The 17,072-nt window shown below is 68.3% G+C and carries 18 protein-coding genes; 5 read left to right on the top strand and 13 right to left on the bottom strand.

Features of this window, described 5'->3' with window-relative positions; translation table 11 throughout:
• Nucleotides 1-397 precede the first annotated feature (397 nt).
• Nucleotides 398-784, top strand: coding sequence for a fluoride efflux transporter CrcB (gene crcB / locus LGN10_RS15030; RefSeq protein WP_059574149.1), 387 nt, complete (start codon nt 398-400; stop codon nt 782-784).
• Nucleotides 785-807: 23 nt separating this feature from the next.
• Nucleotides 808-1,158, top strand: a complete 351-nt coding sequence (locus LGN10_RS15025; RefSeq protein WP_226224105.1) for a DUF190 domain-containing protein — start codon at nt 808-810, stop codon at nt 1,156-1,158.
• A 13-nt stretch (nt 1,159-1,171) separates the two neighbouring features.
• On the opposite strand, the gene LGN10_RS15020 is transcribed toward LGN10_RS15025, so the two are convergent.
• Together LGN10_RS15020 and LGN10_RS15015 are read right to left on the bottom strand one after the other, a co-directional pair.
• Nucleotides 1,172-1,735, bottom strand: a complete 564-nt coding sequence (locus LGN10_RS15020; RefSeq protein WP_006488584.1) for a YggT family protein — start codon at nt 1,733-1,735, stop codon at nt 1,172-1,174.
• 76 nt (nt 1,736-1,811) lie between these two features.
• Nucleotides 1,812-2,741, bottom strand: a complete 930-nt coding sequence (locus LGN10_RS15015) for a Rossmann-like and DUF2520 domain-containing protein (RefSeq protein ID WP_226224103.1) — start codon at nt 2,739-2,741, stop codon at nt 1,812-1,814.
• A 514-nt stretch (nt 2,742-3,255) separates the two neighbouring features.
• Here LGN10_RS15015 and LGN10_RS15010 point away from each other — a divergent pair.
• Nucleotides 3,256-3,552 (top strand): hypothetical protein, encoded by a 297-nt coding sequence (locus LGN10_RS15010; protein ID WP_059574146.1) that lies wholly within the window; start codon nt 3,256-3,258, stop codon nt 3,550-3,552.
• A gap of 118 nt (nt 3,553-3,670) precedes the next feature.
• On the opposite strand, the gene LGN10_RS15005 is transcribed toward LGN10_RS15010, so the two are convergent.
• Together LGN10_RS15005 and LGN10_RS15000 are read right to left on the bottom strand one after the other, a co-directional pair.
• Entirely contained in the window at nt 3,671-4,339 is a 669-nt protein-coding gene (locus LGN10_RS15005; protein WP_059574145.1) for a LysE family translocator, read from the bottom strand.
• 58 nt (nt 4,340-4,397) lie between these two features.
• A complete protein-coding gene (locus tag LGN10_RS15000) occupies nt 4,398-5,954 on the bottom strand; it encodes a UbiD family decarboxylase (RefSeq protein WP_059574144.1) in 1,557 nt (518 codons plus the stop codon).
• Nucleotides 5,955-6,552: 598 nt separating this feature from the next.
• Here LGN10_RS15000 and LGN10_RS14995 point away from each other — a divergent pair.
• Nucleotides 6,553-7,680, top strand: coding sequence for a transglycosylase SLT domain-containing protein (locus tag LGN10_RS14995; RefSeq protein WP_059574143.1), 1,128 nt, complete (start codon nt 6,553-6,555; stop codon nt 7,678-7,680).
• A gap of 106 nt (nt 7,681-7,786) precedes the next feature.
• Here the strand turns inward: LGN10_RS14995 and LGN10_RS14990 are convergent, their stop codons facing one another.
• From LGN10_RS14990 to LGN10_RS14950, 9 genes are all read right to left on the bottom strand, one after another.
• Nucleotides 7,787-8,983, bottom strand: a complete 1,197-nt coding sequence (locus LGN10_RS14990; RefSeq protein WP_059574142.1) for a pyridoxal phosphate-dependent aminotransferase — start codon at nt 8,981-8,983, stop codon at nt 7,787-7,789.
• A 69-nt stretch (nt 8,984-9,052) separates the two neighbouring features.
• Entirely contained in the window at nt 9,053-9,490 is a 438-nt protein-coding gene (nusB, locus tag LGN10_RS14985; RefSeq protein WP_006476662.1) for a transcription antitermination factor NusB, read from the bottom strand.
• On the bottom strand, nt 9,487-10,002 hold the full coding sequence (ribH, locus tag LGN10_RS14980; protein ID WP_034206641.1) for a 6,7-dimethyl-8-ribityllumazine synthase: 516 nt from the start codon (nt 10,000-10,002) through the stop codon (nt 9,487-9,489). Before ribH ends, nusB begins: the two co-directional genes overlap by 4 nt.
• Before the next feature lie 53 nt (nt 10,003-10,055).
• Nucleotides 10,056-11,198, bottom strand: coding sequence for a bifunctional 3,4-dihydroxy-2-butanone-4-phosphate synthase/GTP cyclohydrolase II (gene ribBA / locus LGN10_RS14975; protein ID WP_059574141.1), 1,143 nt, complete (start codon nt 11,196-11,198; stop codon nt 10,056-10,058).
• Nucleotides 11,199-11,355: 157 nt separating this feature from the next.
• Entirely contained in the window at nt 11,356-11,874 is a 519-nt protein-coding gene (locus tag LGN10_RS14970) for a DUF1993 family protein (RefSeq protein ID WP_059574140.1), read from the bottom strand.
• Nucleotides 11,875-12,191: 317 nt separating this feature from the next.
• Nucleotides 12,192-12,821, bottom strand: a complete 630-nt coding sequence (locus tag LGN10_RS14965; RefSeq protein WP_059574139.1) for a riboflavin synthase — start codon at nt 12,819-12,821, stop codon at nt 12,192-12,194.
• A 14-nt stretch (nt 12,822-12,835) separates the two neighbouring features.
• The gene (ribD, locus tag LGN10_RS14960) at nt 12,836-13,957 is read right to left on the bottom strand and encodes a bifunctional diaminohydroxyphosphoribosylaminopyrimidine deaminase/5-amino-6-(5-phosphoribosylamino)uracil reductase RibD (protein WP_226224102.1); all 1,122 of its coding nucleotides are present in this window, start codon (nt 13,955-13,957) and stop codon (nt 12,836-12,838) included.
• Nucleotides 13,958-13,972: 15 nt separating this feature from the next.
• On the bottom strand, nt 13,973-15,256 hold the full coding sequence (gene hemL, locus LGN10_RS14955) for a glutamate-1-semialdehyde 2,1-aminomutase (protein ID WP_059574137.1): 1,284 nt from the start codon (nt 15,254-15,256) through the stop codon (nt 13,973-13,975).
• A 177-nt stretch (nt 15,257-15,433) separates the two neighbouring features.
• The gene (locus tag LGN10_RS14950; RefSeq protein WP_034182952.1) at nt 15,434-15,886 is read right to left on the bottom strand and encodes a hypothetical protein; all 453 of its coding nucleotides are present in this window, start codon (nt 15,884-15,886) and stop codon (nt 15,434-15,436) included.
• 248 nt (nt 15,887-16,134) lie between these two features.
• On the opposite strand from LGN10_RS14950, the gene LGN10_RS14945 reads away from it, so the two are divergent.
• Nucleotides 16,135-17,072 (top strand): Bcr/CflA family efflux MFS transporter (locus LGN10_RS14945; protein ID WP_226224101.1); only part of this gene is annotated, 938 nt, incomplete at its 3' end.

The following is a 17,072-nucleotide window of genomic DNA, read 5'->3' as shown; positions in this document are numbered from 1 at the left end:
GATGGAGTGGGGTGGCGAAACGATTTTACGAAATCGACGGCGGTAATTGCATCGAATATCGGCCGGATACGGGAATGTCTGATAAGGGAAAGTACGTGGAGCCCACGTAGGACGGGAATTCCACGGGGTTGGTCCGAGCCGGATCGAACGGTTTTATCGGTTTTTAAAAATCTGATAAATAATCGGCCGATTCAGAATCGATTTGTCATGTCGGATGAAATTGCCTGGTAAATGTTCGCCGCGGCGCGCGGGTGGAAATCGTGAAAGGCATCATGCGCTCGCGACGCGATCCGATGCCTGTCGGCCCGGTTCGTCGGCATTGCCGGTGTGGCGCGATTACGCATACAGTTCAGCGTAGGCCGCGTGCGCCGCGCGGCGCCGTCACTGAGGGGTGCCCTTGTTCTATTCGATCGTCGCGATCTTCGTCGGCGCCGGCCTCGGCGCGTTGCTGCGCTGGTTCCTGAGCCTCGCGCTCAACGCCTGTTTTCCCGCGGTGCCGCTCGGCACGCTCGCGTCGAACCTGATCGGCGGCTACGTGATCGGCGTGGCCGCCGTCGTGTTCACGGTCCGCGTTGGGTTGCCGCCCGAGTGGCGGCTGTTCGTGATCACCGGTTTTCTCGGCGGCCTCACGACGTTCTCGACCTATTCGGTCGAAGTGATGACGCACGCGCTCGAGGGCGAATTCGGATGGGCGTTGGCGGTGGCTGCCCTACACTTGACTGGATCGTTCGCGCTGACGGCGCTCGGCATGTGGACCGCGCGCGCGTGGCTCGCGGCGGCCTGAGCGGGCCGCCATCGGAGGGAGCGATGGACAGGGTCTTGTTGCGCTTCTACGTGCACGAGCAGCATCGGCTGCACTGGAAGCCGCTGTGGGAGTGGCTATTGGAAGAGGCGAACCGGATGGGTGTCGCGGGCGGGTCCGCGTTTCGCGCGATGGCCGGTTTCGGCCAGCATCGCGTGCTGCACGAGGATCGCTTCTTCGAACTGCAGGGTTCGCTTGCGATCGAGGTCGAATTCGTCGTCACCGAGGACGAGGCGCAGCGGCTGCTCGAGCGGCTGTCGCGCGAGAAAGTGCGCGTGTGCTACGCGATGATGCCCGCGCGGTTCGGCGTGATCGACACGCTCGGCGTACCGCCGGCGCGGGGGCCGGCGGCGTAGGTGTCGCGCCTGATCAGATGCCGAACATCGTCAGCGACACGGCGGCGCGCGTGACGATCATCAGCAGCACCTGCACGATCACGAACAGCAGGATCGGCGACAGGTCGATGCCGCCGAGGTTCGGGATCACACGGCGCAGCGGGTTCAGGAACGGCGCCGTGAGCTGGTAGAGGATCGGCATCGCCGGCGAGCGCGGGTTGAGCCACGACAGCAGCGCCATCAGGATCGTCATCCAGATCACGAGGTTGAGCGCCCACTTCACGACGGTGAGCAGCGCGACCACGACGAGCGTCGCGATCACGGCGGCCGGATCGAAGCCGGCCATCACGACCATCAACACGACGTAGACGAGCGCGGTGAGCAGCGCGGCGACGACGCTGGCCCAGTCGATGCCGCGTACGCCCGCGATCACGCGGCGCAGCGGCAGCACGAGCCAGTTGGTCGCCTGCAGCACGGCTTGCGTGACGGGGTTGTACGGCGGCACGCGGACGGCCTGCATCCAGACGCGCAGAATCAGCGCGGCGCCGAATAGCGTGAAGACGGTATTGAGCAGAAAACGGGCGATCTCGCCGAACATCGTTGGCATCCTTTTTATTACAGTCAGTAGCGTGCGGCCGCCAACGCCGGTTGGCGGCGCATCGGCCGACACCTTATCACGCCTCGTCTCGCGGCGGGGAGGGGTGCGCGGCCACGCGCGCGAGCGACGTTTCGACGGCTTCGGCCAGCGCCGGCAGCGACGCCGGCGGCGTCGCGCGCTTCGCGGCGAGCGCGATCGCGCGGCGCGTGAGCAGCGCATACAGCGCCGCGTGATCGCCGCCGCGCGCCTCGAGCAGCGCGAGCTGGCGCTCGACGATGCCCGTGTCGCCGCGCGATACCGGGCCGGCCAGCGCATTCGCGAGCCCCTTGTCGCGCGCGGTCTCGATCGTGCCGGCGAGCATCGGCAACAGCGCGCGCAGCGCGGCGTCCTCGTCGAAACCGAGGCCGCGCCACAGCTCGACCGCTTCCGACAGCCCGCACAGCGCGAAGCTCGCCGCGTAGTGGGCGGCCGCGTGATACAGCATCCGGCCGCCGGCCGGAATCGACAGCGGATGGCAGCCGAGTGCGGCGGCAAGTCGCAGCAGCGTCGCGTGCAGCGCACCTTCCGCTTCGATCGTGACCGAGCAGCCGTCGATGCGCGCGAGGTCGGCGTCGGTGCCGCCGAACAGATAGAGCGGATGGAAGCCGCCTGTGGCCGCGCCTTGCTGCTTCGCCGGATCGAGCAGCGTGACCGCCGACGCGCCGCTGCAATGGACGACCGCCTGGCCGGCGGCGCGCGATGGGTCGAAGCGCAGCGCCGCGGCGCTCGACGCGAGATGATCGTCGGGTGTCGTCACGAAGATCAGGTCGGCGGCGTCGGCCACCTGCTGCGGCGTGTCGACCGCGCGGCAGCCGTCGATGCGTGCGGCGAGGCCGGCGGCCGACGCAGGCGTGCGGCTCGCGATCGCGACGACCGGGAAGCCGGCCTGCGCGAAGCGCTGCGCGATACAGCGCGCGAGGCGGCCGGCGCCGATGAAGCCGAGGCGGGGTGTGTCGGGAAGCGGCATGGCAGCGGCGGTAAGCAAAAACGAGGCAGCCGCCAGTATCGCAGGAATGATGCCGGTGCCGTGGAAGGCCGGTTGCGGAGCCGCCGCACGTATGAATGACCGACAGGCGGCGCGATTCGGGCCGGCCGACGCTCGGAATGACGACCGCATCAGGATCGTGGAATCCGACCCCGAAACACCGCGTGCCCGTATCCCGCTTGAAATGTCGGCATCTCGTCTTTAATTTGTAATCGTTCATTACGTACGCGCGCCCCGTGCCCGCGACGGATCCGGTAAGACTGACCGGTCGTTGTGTGGCGACCCGTCTCCTCGGACGGAATCGCGCGACCTGCAAGGGGCGCCGCCCGCGCCGGGTATCGCGCCGCACGGCGGCTCCGGCCGCGTGCGATTGCAATTTGCAACAAATGCCCGATACGCGCGGGGCGGGTTTTCGCTACATTGCTTCCATGCGACGTGCATGCCCGCCGTTGCCGACAGGGAGCGCCTAAAATACCGCTCCAGCAGGAGAATCGAAGTGAAAAAGCTCATTCCGTTCATCGCCGCCGCCGCGCTGGGCCTGGGTGCCGCAAGCGCCGCGCAGGCTCACGTGTCGATCGGGGTCGGCATCGGTGTCCCGGTCGCGCCCGCTTATCCCGTCTATGCACCGCCGCCGCCTGTGTATTACGCGCCGCCGCCTCCGCCCGTCTACTACGCGCCGGCGCCGGCCTACTATGCGCCGCCGCCCGCCGTGGTCGTCGGCGGCTACTACGGTCGCCCGTACTGGCGCCACGGTTATGGCGGCTGGGGCCATCACGGCTACTGGCGTCGCTGATTCGCCCCGCGCGGCCTGACCGCGCATGGCAAAACGGCGCAACGTCCCGCGAGGGGCGCTGCGCCGTTTTTCATTGGGGCCGCCGTTACGTGCGTGGCTGCGCGCAGCGCGGCCGCGATTACGCCGCGTGCACGATCAGGTCGCGGTAGCCGCCGACGATCACGCTGTACGAGAAGTACGCGAACAGTAGCGCCGACGCGACATGGCAGGCCCGCATCAGCCCGGCGCCCGCGCGCTTGCGGCCCTGGCTCGCGAGCGTGCACATGAAGAGCGTCCACGCGAGGCCGCCGAGGAAAAAGCCCGTCAGGAACACCGACGCGGTGGCGGGGGTGGTCGCGCCGGCTTTCGCGATCAGCGCGCCGCCGACCGCCGCGAACCACAGGATCGCGCTCGGCGACGACATCGCGAGCAGCATCCCGCGCATGAAACTGCGCCGCGCGCTCGCCCGCGGCGGAAGCGGGGCGTCCGCATCGTCGTCGGCCGCCTTGGCGGGCGTGAGCGCTTCACGCGCCATCTTCCACGTGAGGAACAGCAGCACCGCGCCGCCGCCGATCCATACGATCCAGCGCACGGGTTCGAACTGCAGCAGTACGGCCATTCCCGCGAGCGCGAGCGCCGCGTAGACGAGATCGCCGACGCACGATCCGACGCCGAGCCAGAAGCCCGGCCGGAAGCCGTGCGACAGCGTCAGCGACAGCATCGCGACGTTGACGAGGCCGATGTCGAGACACAGCGACAGCGACAGAAAGAATCCGTCGGACAGCATGGAGGCGGGTGGAAAGCTCATCTTCTGGGTGCGTGCGACGATTGCGATGCGCGGGCCGGCGGGCGCCGGCCGCGTGGCGTCAGAGGCCGATCTCCTGCCACAGCCGGTCGACGCGGGCCTTCACGGCCGCATCCATCTCGATCGGGCGGCCCCATTCGCGGCTGGTTTCGCCGGGCCACTTGTTGGTCGCGTCGAGCCCCATCTTCGAGCCGAGTCCGGCCACCGGCGACGCGAAGTCCAGATAGTCGATCGGCGTGCTGTCCACCATCACCGTGTCGCGTACGGGGTCGACGCGCGTCGTGATCGCCCAGATCACTTCCTTCCAGTCGCGGATGTTCACGTCCTCGTCGACGACCACGATGAACTTCGTATACATGAACTGCCGCAGGAAGCTCCACACGCCGAACATCACGCGTTTCGCGTGGCCCGCGTAGCTCTTCTTCATCTGGACGATGGCCATCCGGTAGCTGCAGCCTTCGGGGGGCAGGTAGAAGTCGGTGATTTCCGTGAACTGCTTCTGCAGCAGCGGCACGAACACCTCGTTGAGCGCGACGCCGAGCACCGCGGGCTCGTCGGGCGGCTTGCCCGTGTAGGTCGAGTGGTAGATCGCGTCGCGACGCATCGTGATGCGCTCGACGGTGAACACCGGAAACCACTCCTGCTCGTTGTAATAGCCGGTGTGGTCGCCGTACGGCCCTTCGAGCGCGTGCTCGTACGCGGCCGCCGCATTACCGGCCGGCCGCGGCGGTGCGCCGGCCGGAGCGGGGGCAGGGGCGCCTTCCTGCGGATGAATGAAGCCTTCGAGCACGATCTCCGCGCGCGCCGGCACCTGCAGCGTGTCGACGCCCGGCGTCAGGCACTTCGCGAGCTCCGTGCGGCTGCCGCGCAGCAGGCCGGCGAACTGATACTCGGACAGCGAATCGGGCACGGGCGTCACCGCGCCGAGCGTCGTGGCCGGATCGGCGCCGAGCACGACCGCGACCGGATACGGCTTGCCGGGATTGCGCAGCGCGAACTCGCGGAAGTCGAGCGCGCCGCCGCGATGCGCGAGCCAGCGCATGATCAGCTTGTTGCGGCCGATCAGCTGCTGGCGGTAGATGCCGAGGTTCTGGCGCGCCTTGTTCGGCCCGCGCGTGACCGTCAGGCCCCACGTGACGAGGGGCCCCGCATCGCCAGGCCAGCAGGTCTGGATCGGCAGCTTGTTCAGGTCGACGTCGGCGCCTTCCCAGACGATCTCCTGGCACGGCGGCGACGACACCGACTTCGGCGCCATGTCCCACACCGCCTTCGCGAGCGACAGCAGCTTGCCGGCGTCCTTCAGGCTCTTCGGCGGATCGGGTTCCTTCAGCGCGGACAGCAGGCGTCCGAGATCGCGCAACGAAGCGAGCGCGGCATCGTCGCCCGCATCGACGCCCATCCCGAGCGCGACGCGGCGCGGCGTGCCGAACAGGTTGCCGAGCACCGGGAATGCATTGCCGGGCGGCGCGTTGAACAGCAGCGCCGGGCCGCCGGCGCGCAGCACGCGGTCGCACAGCTCGGTCATTTCGAGCACGGGCGACACGGGCTGCGTGACGCGCCGCAGTTCGCCGAGCGCCTCGAGGCGCTGAATGAAATCGCGTAAGTCTTTGTATTTCATGAAGAAGGTCCGGGCCACCCGCGGGGACGGGCGGCGATGAGAGGGCGCGGCGGCCGGCTGCGACCCCGAATCGACCGACGATTTTACCCGGGCAGCCGCCCGGACGCCCGGCGCGGAAAAAAGTCGACCGCGCGCAAACCCCTACGGCACGGGGCTTGCGTTCTGAAGAGCGGTTTTAAATTACTTTTTGTTATCATTTTGAGTTTTTATAGTGTTGATGATCTATAAAACCCTGCTAGAATCCGCTCACATTGGTTGCAGGGTAAAAGGCTTCGAGCCGCCAATCACCGATCTTTGACGCAGCGCGTCACCGTCCGCCGAATCCTGCACGGCGTCTTCGACGGCCTTTGTCGTAGTCCCAGCCAGCGCCACCAGACGCTGGTTTTTTGCGTGGGTGCCACCGCGTATGCCCGTCTCGCCCAGTGTGTGCGAAGGCGCCGGCCTTCTTACACCGTGGCCTCGAACGGTACTTATACCGTTTCCCCGATGCTTGCGCGTCCCAACCAAGGCGTGCGGCGTCGTGATTCCGCGGCGCGTTTTCTGTCTCGCCTTCGAGCTGAGCGAGCCGCACGAGTCATGTTCATGGGAGATGATCTGAATGAACGCTTGGTTATCGTGGCGTCCCACTGAGCAGCATGCGCAAATCGTGCGCAACTTGCTGCGTCGCGGGACGCGTGTCAGTCACCATCTATTCAGCGTTGTCGGCTGTTTCGCTGTCGCGGTTGCGCTTGCACTGTGGCTGCTGCCAACCGTCCGCGGCACGCTCGCCGCGAAGCTGATGCCGGTCGTATCCGCGGCCGTGCAGGCCGGCCCGGCCCGTCTGCTGTCCGGCCATCCGCTGCCGAACTTCGCGCCTGCCGGTGCGCAGCCGCAGCAGGAAGACAATCCCGAAACGGATACGCTTGCGGTCGGCCTCGATGTCGCACCGGAAGCTGCCGCGCAGGGCGCCCAGGGCGATGCGTCCGATCCGGCCCGCACCGGCCCGTCGCCGGTCGCGCTGGCCAAGCTGATTCCGATTCAGCGGGTGGCGGCCGATGCGCGCGACGATCGCGCGCTCGCGTCGAACCGCGAACAGGCGCTCGTCGCCACCTACCTGTCGCGCCGTTACCGCGTCGCGCAGGAGCCGCTCGGTCAGCTCGTCAAGGCGGCGTTCCAGACCGGCCGCGACGTCGGCCTCGATCCGCTGCTGCTGCTGTCCGTGATGGCGATCGAATCCGGCTTCAACCCGTACGCCGAAAGCGGCGTCGGCGCGAAGGGCCTGATGCAGGTCATGTCGAAGGTCCACTCCGACAAATTCGAGTACTTCGGCGGTACCGACACCGCGCTGCAGCCGCTCGCGAACCTGCAGGTCGGCGCGCTGGTGCTGAAGGACTGCATCGCGCGCGGCGGCTCGCTCGCGAACGGCCTGCGTCTGTACAACGGCTCGACGAACCCCGACGACAATGGCTACGGCTCGAAGGTGATGGCCGAGCGCGCCCGCCTGCGCGACGTCGCGCGTGGCCGCAACGTGCCGATCAATGCGCCGCAGGCGCCTGCGCAGCCCGCGAAGCCGATCGTCACCGCCGCTGCCGTGACGGCCGCGGCAGGCGGCGCGAAGCGCGTACATGCGACGCTCGACGGCACGACGTCGGTCAAGGCGGCGCCGAAGGAAGCGGCTTCGCAGGACGACGCGAGCGTCGATACCGCGAAGCAGTCGCGCGGCGATCATTCGGAGCTCGGCGCGTAACGCGTCACGCCCGCCGTGCGGCTGCGGCCGGCAGGACATGAAAAAGGCACCCGGGTGCCTTTTCGTTTTGCGGTACGGTGAAGCGGCCGCTGCGCCGGCCGCGGCGTCAGTGTCGACCGAACAGCGTCGCGAGCCGGTCGACGGCCTCTTCGAGCCGCGAGTAGGCCGTCGCATAGGACAGGCGGATATAGTCGTGCGGCGCATGGACACCGAAGTCCATGCCCGGCACCAGCACCACGCCCGCGTCGTGCAGCATCGCCTGCGTGAGCGCGGCGCTGTCGCCGGCCGCCGGGTGCGCGACGCCGCCGCAATGCGCATACACGTAGAACGCGCCGTCGGGCATCACCGGCACCGTGAAGCCGAGCCGCTCGAGCGCCGGTGCGATGAAATCGCGGCGGCGCTTGAATTCGAGCCGGCGTGTTTCGTAGATGTCGAGCGTCGCGGGTTCGAAGCAGGCGAGCGCCGCATGCTGCGCGAGTGCGGACGGGCAGATGAACAGGTTCTGCGACAGCTTCTCGAACGTGCCGACGAGCGCGGGCGGCACGACGAGCCACCCGAGCCGCCAGCCCGTCATGCTGAAATACTTCGAGAAGCTGTTCACGGTGATCACGTCGTCGCCGAACGACAGCGCCGACACGGGCGCGGCGTCGTAGCTGAGCCCCTGGTAGATCTCGTCGACGATCGTGAAGCCGCCGCGCGCGCGTACCGCGTCGACGATTCGCTTGAGTTCGTCCGGCTCGAGCGACGTGCCGGTCGGGTTCGACGGCGACGCGAGCAGCACGCCGCGCGTGCGCGCGTTCCAGTGCGTGCGGACGTCGTTTTCGGTGAGCTGGAAGCGCGCGTCCGGGCCGCTCGGCACGAGCACCGGGCGACCTTCGGCCGCCGCGACGAAGTGCCGGTTGCACGGGTATGACGGGTCGGGCATCAGCACTTCGTCGTCGCGACCGACCAGCGCGAGGCACGCGAGCAGCAGCGCGGCCGATGCGCCGGCCGTCACGACGATCCGCTCCGGGCCAATCGTGAGGCCGTATGCACGTGCATAGTGCGCGGCGATCGCCTCGCGCAGCGGCGTAATGCCGAGCGCGCTCGTGTACTGCGTGACGCCACGGCGCAGCGCAGCCGCGGCGGCCTCGACAACCGGCTCCGGCGCGGTGAAATCCGGTTCGCCGATGCCCATGTGGATAACATCGCGCCCCAAGGACTCGAGCCGCTGTGCCTCCTTCATCAGTTCCATCACGTAGAAGGGCTGGATCGCGTCGACGCGTGCGGCGAGCGTGACGAGCGAATCGGCGGTGGTATTCATCGGCGGGCAGGGCGGGGAGAAAAGAATGAAAAACGGGCGCTTGCGCGCCCGTGGACCAGCGAACGGGTATCAGCCGTTGCGACGCGCCTGCGTTTCGGCGGGGCGCAGCTTCGCGGCCAGCTTGTCGAGCACGCCGTTCACGTACTTGTAGCCGTCGGAGCCGCCGAACGTCTTCGCGAGTTCGACGGCTTCGTTGATGATCACGCGGTACGGCGTTTCGACGTGGTGCGTGAGCTCGAACGTCGCGATCAGCAGCACCGCGCGTTCGACCGGCGACAGCTGATCGATCGGACGGTCCAGCGACGGCGCCAGCGCTTCGACGAGCGTCGCATGCTCGCGGATCACGCCGTGCAGGATCGCTTCGAGCAGTTCCTTGTCAGCCTTGTCGTAACCGAGCGCGCCGCGCAGTTGCGCGTCGATCTCGCCGGAGGGCGCGTTCGACAGCAGCCACTGGTACAGGCCCTGCGTCGCCAGCTCGCGCGATTGTCGGCGGGCGCTCTTCTTCATGCGCGCTCCTCTTCGTCGTCTTCGTCTTCCTCTTCGTCCTCGTCGTCGCCGAGCTGGTCGAGGGCCATCGTCAGGTTGGCCATCTCGACGGCGACGCGTGCGGCGTCACGACCTTTCTCGGTCATGCGCGCGACGGCCTGCTCGTCGGTTTCGGTCGTCAGGACCGCGTTCGCGATCGGCAGGTTGAAATCGAGACCGATGCGGGTGATGCCCGCGCCGCTCTCGTTCGACACGAGTTCGAAGTGGTAGGTCTCGCCGCGGATCACCGCGCCGAGCGCGATCAGCGCGTCGAACTGGCCACTTTCGGCGAGCTTCTGCAGCGCGAGCGGGATTTCCAGCGCGCCGGGCACCGACACGAGCAGCACGTCTTCACCGGTGACGCCGAGGCGCTCCAGTTCTTCGACGCACGCGTCGGCGAGGCCGTTGCACACGGGTTCGTTGAAGCGCGATTGCACGATGCCGATACGCAGGCCGTCGCCTTCGAGATTCGGTTGGTATTGTCCGATTTCCATGATCTGGTCCGTGGTGTGGATGAACGGTTATAGGGCGAAAGCGCCGTGGCGGGTTACGCGTGGGACGCCGGGCAGGACGTGGCTTCGCCGCCGGGCATCGGGATGAAGCCCGTGACTTCGAGGCCGTAGCCGGACATGCTGCCCAGCTTGCGCGGATTCGACAGCACCTGCATCTTGCCGACGCCGACATCGCGCAGGATCTGCGCGCCGATGCCGAACGTCTTGAAATCGACCGGCCGGCGCTTGAGCGCAGCGGCCTTTTCTTCCTCGTCGAACGCCTTGAAGACGTCGATCAGGTGTTCCTTCGTGTCGCCGCAGTTGAGCAGCACGATCACGCCGAGGTCGCGTGCGGCGATCTCGCGCATCGCCGCGTCGAGCGTCCACGAGTGGGTCGACACGCCCGTCTCGAGCAGATCGAGCACCGACAGCGGCTCGTGCACGCGCGCCGGCGTGTCGACGTCGGGCGACGGCGTGCCGCGCACCAGCGCGATGTGCGGCGAGCCGCTCGGCTGGTCGCGGTACAGCACCGCGCGGAACGTGCCGTGCGCGGTCTGCATCGTGCGCTCGGCGATCCGCTCGATGATCGACTCGGTGCGGCTGCGGTACTGGATCAGATCGGCGATCGTGCCGATCTTCAGGTTGTGTTCCTTCGCGAATTCGATCAGGTCGGGCAGGCGCGCCATCGTGCCGTCGTCCTTGATCACCTCGCAGATCACCGCGGCCGGCGTGAGGCCCGCGAGCGCCGTGAAGTCGCAGCCGGCTTCGGTGTGGCCCGCGCGCACGAGCACGCCGCCCGGTTGCGCCATGATCGGGAACACGTGGCCCGGCTGCACGATGTGCTCGGGGCGCACGTCGTGCGCGACCGCCGTGGCGATCGTGTGCGCGCGGTCGGCGGCCGAGATGCCGGTCGTCACGCCTTCGGCCGCTTCGATGCTGACCGTGAACGCGGTGCCGTACTGCGTGCCGTTGCGGTAGGTCATCAGCGGCAGGTGCAACTGCTTGCAGCGTTCCTGCGTCAACGTCAGACAAATCAGGCCGCGGCCGTACTTGGCCATGAAGTTGATCGCTTCCGGCGTGACGAATTCGGCGGCGATCACGAGGTCGCCCTCGTTTTCGCGGTCTTCTTCGTCGACCAGGATCACCATCCGGCCGGCTTTCAGCTCGGCGATGATGTCGAGCGTGGAGGCGAGCGTCATAAGGGGGCGAGAAAGAGGAAAGTGCGTATTTTACGCCAGCCGGACGGCGTTTCGGCTGGCGCGGGCGGCGCGGGGCCGGCGAGTGCTCCGGAAAGCGCTGCGGCCGGCCTGTGCGCGGGTGCGGACGGTTGTGGGCCGGGCGTGGCCCGGCCGCGCGTCACGCGTGGTCGTTGCGGCCGCCGAGGTAGTCCAGCTTGCCGAGTTCGACGCCGCTGTGGCGCAGGATGTCGTACGCGGTCGTCACGTGGAAGAAGAAATTGGGCAGCACGAAATTCAGCAGGTACGACTGGCCGGTGAACTCGATCGGGCCGACGCGCATCTTCAGCACGATCTGGCGCGCCTCGCTGCCGTCGATCTGCGCGGCGTCGAAGCTTTTCAGATAGTCGATCGTCTTCTGGATGCGCGCGTGGAGTTCGTCGAAGGTCTGCTCGACATCCGGGTAGCTCGGGATCTCGGCGCCGGCGAGCCGCGCGGCGCAGCCCTTGGCCGTGTCGGTCGCGATGTAGACCTGGCGGACGAGCGGCAGCATGTCCGGATAAAGGCGTGCGCCGATGAACACCGACGGATCGATCTGCTTCTCGGCCGCATGCGCCTGCGCCTTGCCGAGGATGTGCTGCAGGTTGGTGAGACCGCGGATCAGGACGGGCAGCGAAGCCTGGTACATCGAGATGGACATGGGGACGACTCCAATGGGAAGAATGGCGGCCGCTACGCGGCGCGTCGTACGTGGCAGCATGGGAACCGCTGTCGACGCATCTTAGCGCGGCGGCATGACCCGTGCGCGTCGTTGGCCGTTCGGCCAGGTGTCGGCTTGCCGGACGGCCAACGAGCGAACGCGATCGCGATGCTGTCGCTTGGGATGGCCGACGGGGCGGCCCAGCACGAAGTAGGGCGGGAGCAACGCTCGGTGAAGCGATGGGGCTGCGGCGACGCCCGGACAATGCCGGGCCGAACCGTCAGCCGTCGTTACATATATGGGACCGAACTGCCCGATCAGTCCTGCTGGACGCCCTGCGACGCCGACAGCATCCGCTCCACATACCGCGCGATCATGTCGACTTCGAGGTTGACCTTGTCGCCGGCCTTCACGTGACGCAGCGTCGTGACTTCGACCGTATGCGGAATCAGGTTGATCGAGAATTCGCAGCCGTCCGCGCGATCGTCGACCGTATTGACGGTCAGGCTCACGCCGTTCACCGTGATCGAGCCCTTGTACGCGAGATAGCGGCCGAGCTCGCGCGGCGCGACGATTCGCAGTTCGTGCGACTCGCCGACCGGCGCGAAGCGCGTGACGGCGCCGAGGCCGTCTACATGGCCCGACACGATATGCCCGCCGAGGCGGTCGTGCGCGCGCAGCGCCTTCTCCAGGTTCACTTCGCCGGGCTGCGCGAGACCGACCGTCCGGTTCAGGCTTTCGCGCGACACGTCGACGTCGAACGTGGTGTCGGTCTTCTCGATCACCGTCATGCACGCACCCTGGATCGCGATGCTGTCGCCGAGCGCGACATCCGCCAGGTCGAGCCCGCCGGCCTGCACGGTCAGGCGCACGCCGGCTTCGGCCGACGTGCCGAGCGCGGCGATCGATTCGATGCGGCCGACGGCCGCGACAATTCCGGTAAACATCGTGACGATCCCGTTCAGTGAGAGGCGTCGGGCGGCGTGAGCCGCGCGAGGATCCGCAAGTCGTCGCCGATCCGCTCGAACCCGTGGAACGACAGCCGGGTGCGCGCATCGAGGCTGGCCGGCGCGGCGAGATCGAACATGCCGGCCGCGTCGGCGCCCAGCAGGCTCGGCGCCAGATAGACCAGCAATTCGTCGACGCACCGCTCGCGCAGCAGCGAACCGTTCAGCTTGTGGCCGGCCTCCACGTGCAGTTCGTTCACGCCGCGCGCGCCGAGCGCGGCCAGCATCGCGGGCAGGTCGACCTTGCCGTGCGCATTCGCGAGCGGCACGATTTCCGCGCCGCGCGACCTCAGCACGTTCGCGCGGACTTCGCCGGCGGCGTCGAGCCGGCCGCAGAAAATCAGCAGCGGCGCGCCTTCGAGCAGCCGCGCGTCGAGCGGCAGGTCGAGGCGGCTGTCCACCAGGATGCGTTGCGGCTGACGCGGCGTGTCGATGCCGCGCACGGTCAGCAACGGATTGTCCTCGCGCACCGTGCCGATGCCGGTGAGGATCGCGCACGCGCGTGCGCGCCACGCGTGCCCGTCGAGGCGCGCGGCCTCGCCGGTGATCCACTGGCTTTCGCCGGACGGCAGCGCGGTGCGGCCGTCGAGCGACGCGGCGGTCTTCATCCGCACCCACGGGCGGCCGCGCGTCATCCGCGACACGAAGCCGATGTTCAGCTCGCCGGCCTCGTGCGCGAGCAGCCCGCAGCGCACGTCGATACCCGCGTCGCGCAGCATCCCGAGGCCGCGCCCCGACACCTGCGGGTTCGGGTCTTCCATCGCGGCGGCGACTTTCGCGACGCGCGCGTCGATCAGCGCGTTCGCGCACGGCGGCGTGCGGCCGAAATGGCTGCACGGTTCGAGCGTCACGTAGACGGTCGAGCCCGCGACGTCGTAGCCGCGCGAACGCGCATCCTTCAGCGCCTGCACTTCCGCGTGATCCTGGCCGGCCGGTTGCGTGAAGCCTTCGCCGATCACGTCGCCGTCCTTGACGATCACGCAGCCGACGCGCGGATTCGGCGCGGTCGTGTACATGCCGTGCGCGGCGAGCCCGAGCGCGCGCTGCATGTGGGCGAAATCGGTATCCGAGAACATGCGCGCGGCCCCGGGTCAGGCGGCGAGTGCCGCGAACGCGCGGCGCGCGGCCGCGAGCGTCGCGTCGATCACCGCATCGTCGTGCGTGCTCGACACGAAGCCGGCTTCGTACGCGGACGGCGCGAAGTACACGCCCTCGTCGAGCATCAGGTGGAAGAAGCGGTTGAAGCGCGCGATGTCGCTCTTCGTGACTTCCGCGAAGCTGCCCGGCACGCGCTCGGCGAAGTACAGGCCGAACATCGCGCCGATCGAATCGGCCGCGAACGGTACGCCGGCCGCGCGCGCTTGCGCCGCGAGGCCGTCGGCGAGCCGCTTCGTCTGCGCGGTGAGCGCGTCGTAGAAACCCGGCGCCTGGATCAGTTGCAGCGTCTTCAGGCCCGCGGCGACCGCGATCGGGTTGCCCGACAGCGTGCCGGCCTGGTAGACGCCGCCGAGCGGCGCGAGGTGGGCCATGATGTCGCGGCGGCCGCCGAACGCGGCGGCCGGCATCCCGCCGCCGATTACCTTGCCGAGGCAGGTGAGATCGGCCGCGATGCCGTAGTACGCCTGCGCGCCGCCGAGCGCGACGCGGAACCCGCACATCACCTCGTCGAAGATCAGCACGGCGCCGTGCTTCGTGCACAGCGCGCGCAGCGCGCCCAGGAATTCGGGCGTGCCGCGTACGAGATTCATGTTGCCGGCGACCGGCTCGACGATCACCGCGGCGATCTCGTCGCCGAATGCGCCGAACGCTTCCTCGAGCGCGGCGACGTTGTTGTATTCGAGGACGGTCGTATGCTTCGCGATGTCGGCGGGCACGCCGGCCGAGGTCGGGTTGCCGAACGTCAGCAGGCCCGAGCCGGCCTTGACCAGCAGGCTGTCCGCGTGGCCGTGGTAGCAGCCCTCGAACTTGACGATGCGGCTGCGGCCCGTGAAGCCGCGCGCGAGACGCAGCGCGCTCATCGTGGCCTCGGTGCCGCTCGACACCATCCGCACCTGCTCGATCGACGGCACGAGCTTGCAGATTTCCTCGGCGATCTCGATTTCCGCTTCGGTCGGCGCGCCGAACGAGAAGCCGTCGGCGAGCACGTTCTGCACGGCCGACAGCACTTCCGGATGGACGTGGCCGACGATCATCGGGCCCCACGAGCCGATGTAGTCGATGTACTGCTTGCCGTCGGCATCCCAGAAATACGGGCCTTGCGCGCGCGCGACGAAGCGCGGCGTGCCGCCGACCGACCGGAACGCGCGCACCGGCGAGTTGACGCCGCCCGGAATGGTCTTCTGGGCGCGTTCGAAGAGAAGCTGATTGTTGGACATGAGCGAAACCTGCGAGAGAAGGGCGCGGGGGCCGGTGCACGGGCCGCGGCGCCTGGGCGGAACGATCGTCCGATTGTACCGGAGACGCGCGCGGCAAGCCCGCCGGCCGGTCTGCGGCCTTTCGGCGCGCGGCATCGGCCGGCCGGAAAGGCGCGCGTGATGCGACCCGGTTTCCGCTTATCGCGGCGGCTTGCGCTTGCCGGTCAGCTCGGCCCAGCGCTTTTCGAGCGGGCCTTCGACCATCGGCTTGATCGACGTGCCGGAGCTCTGCGCATCCCAGGTCTGGACCGAATACGGATGGACGCGCAGCGCGTCGCGCGCGATTACGACGTCCTGATGCGCATCGACCAGCCAGTCGTACACGAAGTCGATGCACAGCCGGTAGCCGCGCTTCGTCGACGGATCGGGCACCTCGTACGGCGCGCGCGTCACGTAGCCGGAGCCGAACACGCCCTTCGGTTCCTTCGCGACGCGGTGCAGGAACACGCGGTCGCCCGGCAGGATGCCGCGCGCGAAGCCGCAGCCCCACACGTCATGCACGGCCTCGCCGGCCTTCACGCGCGCGGCGACGTCGGGCAGCTCGGGCCACGGCCATTTCTTGGGGCTCCAGATCAGCAGGAAAGCGGTCATCGGGTGGGTCGTACGTCGAATGGTCAGACGAGAGAGGCAAGCAGCAGCAAGCTTAATCGAATCGGCCCGCGCGTTTGTTCCGCGCATGACGAGCATGGGTGTTTCGCGGCGTGCCGCCGCACGCGGCCCAAGGCACGCAAAAAAGTTGCGCGTACAATCATGAGCCTGAACGCGTCGCTTGCGGCGCGGTTTCCCGTCTTCACCGCCACGCGCGCCCCGATGCGCGCGGGCTCCCATTCCGGATACCCATGTCTCACGTCGTCCGGCGCCGGCCCGATGCCCGGCTGATCCTGTTGCTCGGCGCGCTCGCGGCCTGCGGGCCGATCGCCACCGACATGTACCTGCCGAGCCTGCCGTCGATCGCCGACAGCTTCTCCGTCAGCGCCGGCGCCGCGCAGCGCACGCTGACGAGCTTCATGGCCGGCTTCTCGATCGGCATGCTGCTGTACGGCCCGCTGTCCGATACGTGGGGCCGCCGCCCCGTGTTGCTCGGCGGCATTGCGCTGTTCACGCTCGCGAGCATCGGCTGCTTCGTGTCGGGTTCGATCGACATGCTGATCGTCGTGCGTTTCCTGCAGGCGCTCGGCGCCGGCGCCGCGTCGGTGCTCGCGCGTGCGATCGCGCGCGACGCGCACGAGCCGAGCGATGCGGCGAAGGTGCTGTCGATGGTCGCGATCGTCACCGCGGTCGGGCCGCTGCTCGCGCCGCTGATCGGCGGCCAGATCCTGCGTTTCTCCGGCTGGCGCGGCGTGTTCGTCGTGCTGGCCGTGTTCGGCGCGATCTGCGCGACGACCGCGTACCTGCGCGTGCCCGAAACCTGGCCGAAGGAGCGGCGCAAGAGCGCGGCCGTGCTCGCGTCGTTCGCGTCGTACGGGCGCATCCTGTCCGATCCCGTCGCATGGGGGCACATGCTGTGCGGCGGGATGGCGTTCGCGTCGATGTTCTCGTACATCACCGCGACGCCGTTCGTGTACATCGAGTATTTCCACGTGTCGCCGCAGCACTACGGGCTGCTGTTCGGCCTGAACGTCGTCGGGATCATGATCGGCAACTTCGCGAACACGCGGCTCGTCGGCCGCATCGGCTCGCTGCGCATCATCTCGGCCGCGTCGCTCGTGAGCTGCATCGCGTCGCTCGCGGTCGCGTTCGTCGCGCTGACGGGGTTGGGGGGGGGGGGGGGGGGGGG

Source organism: Burkholderia sp. AU32262 (assembly GCF_020419985.1).
GTDB classification, from domain to species: Bacteria; Pseudomonadota; Gammaproteobacteria; order Burkholderiales; family Burkholderiaceae; genus Burkholderia; species Burkholderia semiarida.
Note: the sequence above shows the minus strand (reverse complement) of the source record. Positions and strands in the feature narration are given on the sequence as shown.

Excerpts from the sequence above, each read along its gene's own strand:
- LGN10_RS15025 (WP_226224105.1), top strand. The coding sequence starts at position 808 with ATGGACAGGGTCTTGTTGCGCTTCTACGTGCACGAGCAGCATCGGCTG.
- LGN10_RS15020 (WP_006488584.1), bottom strand. The coding sequence starts at position 1,735 with ATGTTCGGCGAGATCGCCCGTTTTCTGCTCAATACCGTCTTCACGCTA.
- LGN10_RS15015 (WP_226224103.1), bottom strand. The coding sequence starts at position 2,741 with ATGCCGCTTCCCGACACACCCCGCCTCGGCTTCATCGGCGCCGGCCGC.
- LGN10_RS15005 (WP_059574145.1), bottom strand. The coding sequence starts at position 4,339 with ATGAGCTTTCCACCCGCCTCCATGCTGTCCGACGGATTCTTTCTGTCG.
- LGN10_RS15000 (WP_059574144.1), bottom strand. The coding sequence starts at position 5,954 with ATGAAATACAAAGACTTACGCGATTTCATTCAGCGCCTCGAGGCGCTC.
- LGN10_RS14995 (WP_059574143.1), top strand. The coding sequence starts at position 6,553 with ATGAACGCTTGGTTATCGTGGCGTCCCACTGAGCAGCATGCGCAAATC.
- LGN10_RS14990 (WP_059574142.1), bottom strand. The coding sequence starts at position 8,983 with ATGAATACCACCGCCGATTCGCTCGTCACGCTCGCCGCACGCGTCGAC.
- nusB (WP_006476662.1), bottom strand. The coding sequence starts at position 9,490 with ATGAAGAAGAGCGCCCGCCGACAATCGCGCGAGCTGGCGACGCAGGGC.
- ribH (WP_034206641.1), bottom strand. The coding sequence starts at position 10,002 with ATGGAAATCGGACAATACCAACCGAATCTCGAAGGCGACGGCCTGCGT.
- ribBA (WP_059574141.1), bottom strand. The coding sequence starts at position 11,198 with ATGACGCTCGCCTCCACGCTCGACATCATCGCCGAGCTGAAAGCCGGC.
- LGN10_RS14970 (WP_059574140.1), bottom strand. The coding sequence starts at position 11,874 with ATGTCCATCTCGATGTACCAGGCTTCGCTGCCCGTCCTGATCCGCGGT.
- LGN10_RS14965 (WP_059574139.1), bottom strand. The coding sequence starts at position 12,821 with ATGTTTACCGGAATTGTCGCGGCCGTCGGCCGCATCGAATCGATCGCC.
- ribD (WP_226224102.1), bottom strand. The coding sequence starts at position 13,957 with ATGTTCTCGGATACCGATTTCGCCCACATGCAGCGCGCGCTCGGGCTC.
- hemL (WP_059574137.1), bottom strand. The coding sequence starts at position 15,256 with ATGTCCAACAATCAGCTTCTCTTCGAACGCGCCCAGAAGACCATTCCG.
- LGN10_RS14950 (WP_034182952.1), bottom strand. The coding sequence starts at position 15,886 with ATGACCGCTTTCCTGCTGATCTGGAGCCCCAAGAAATGGCCGTGGCCC.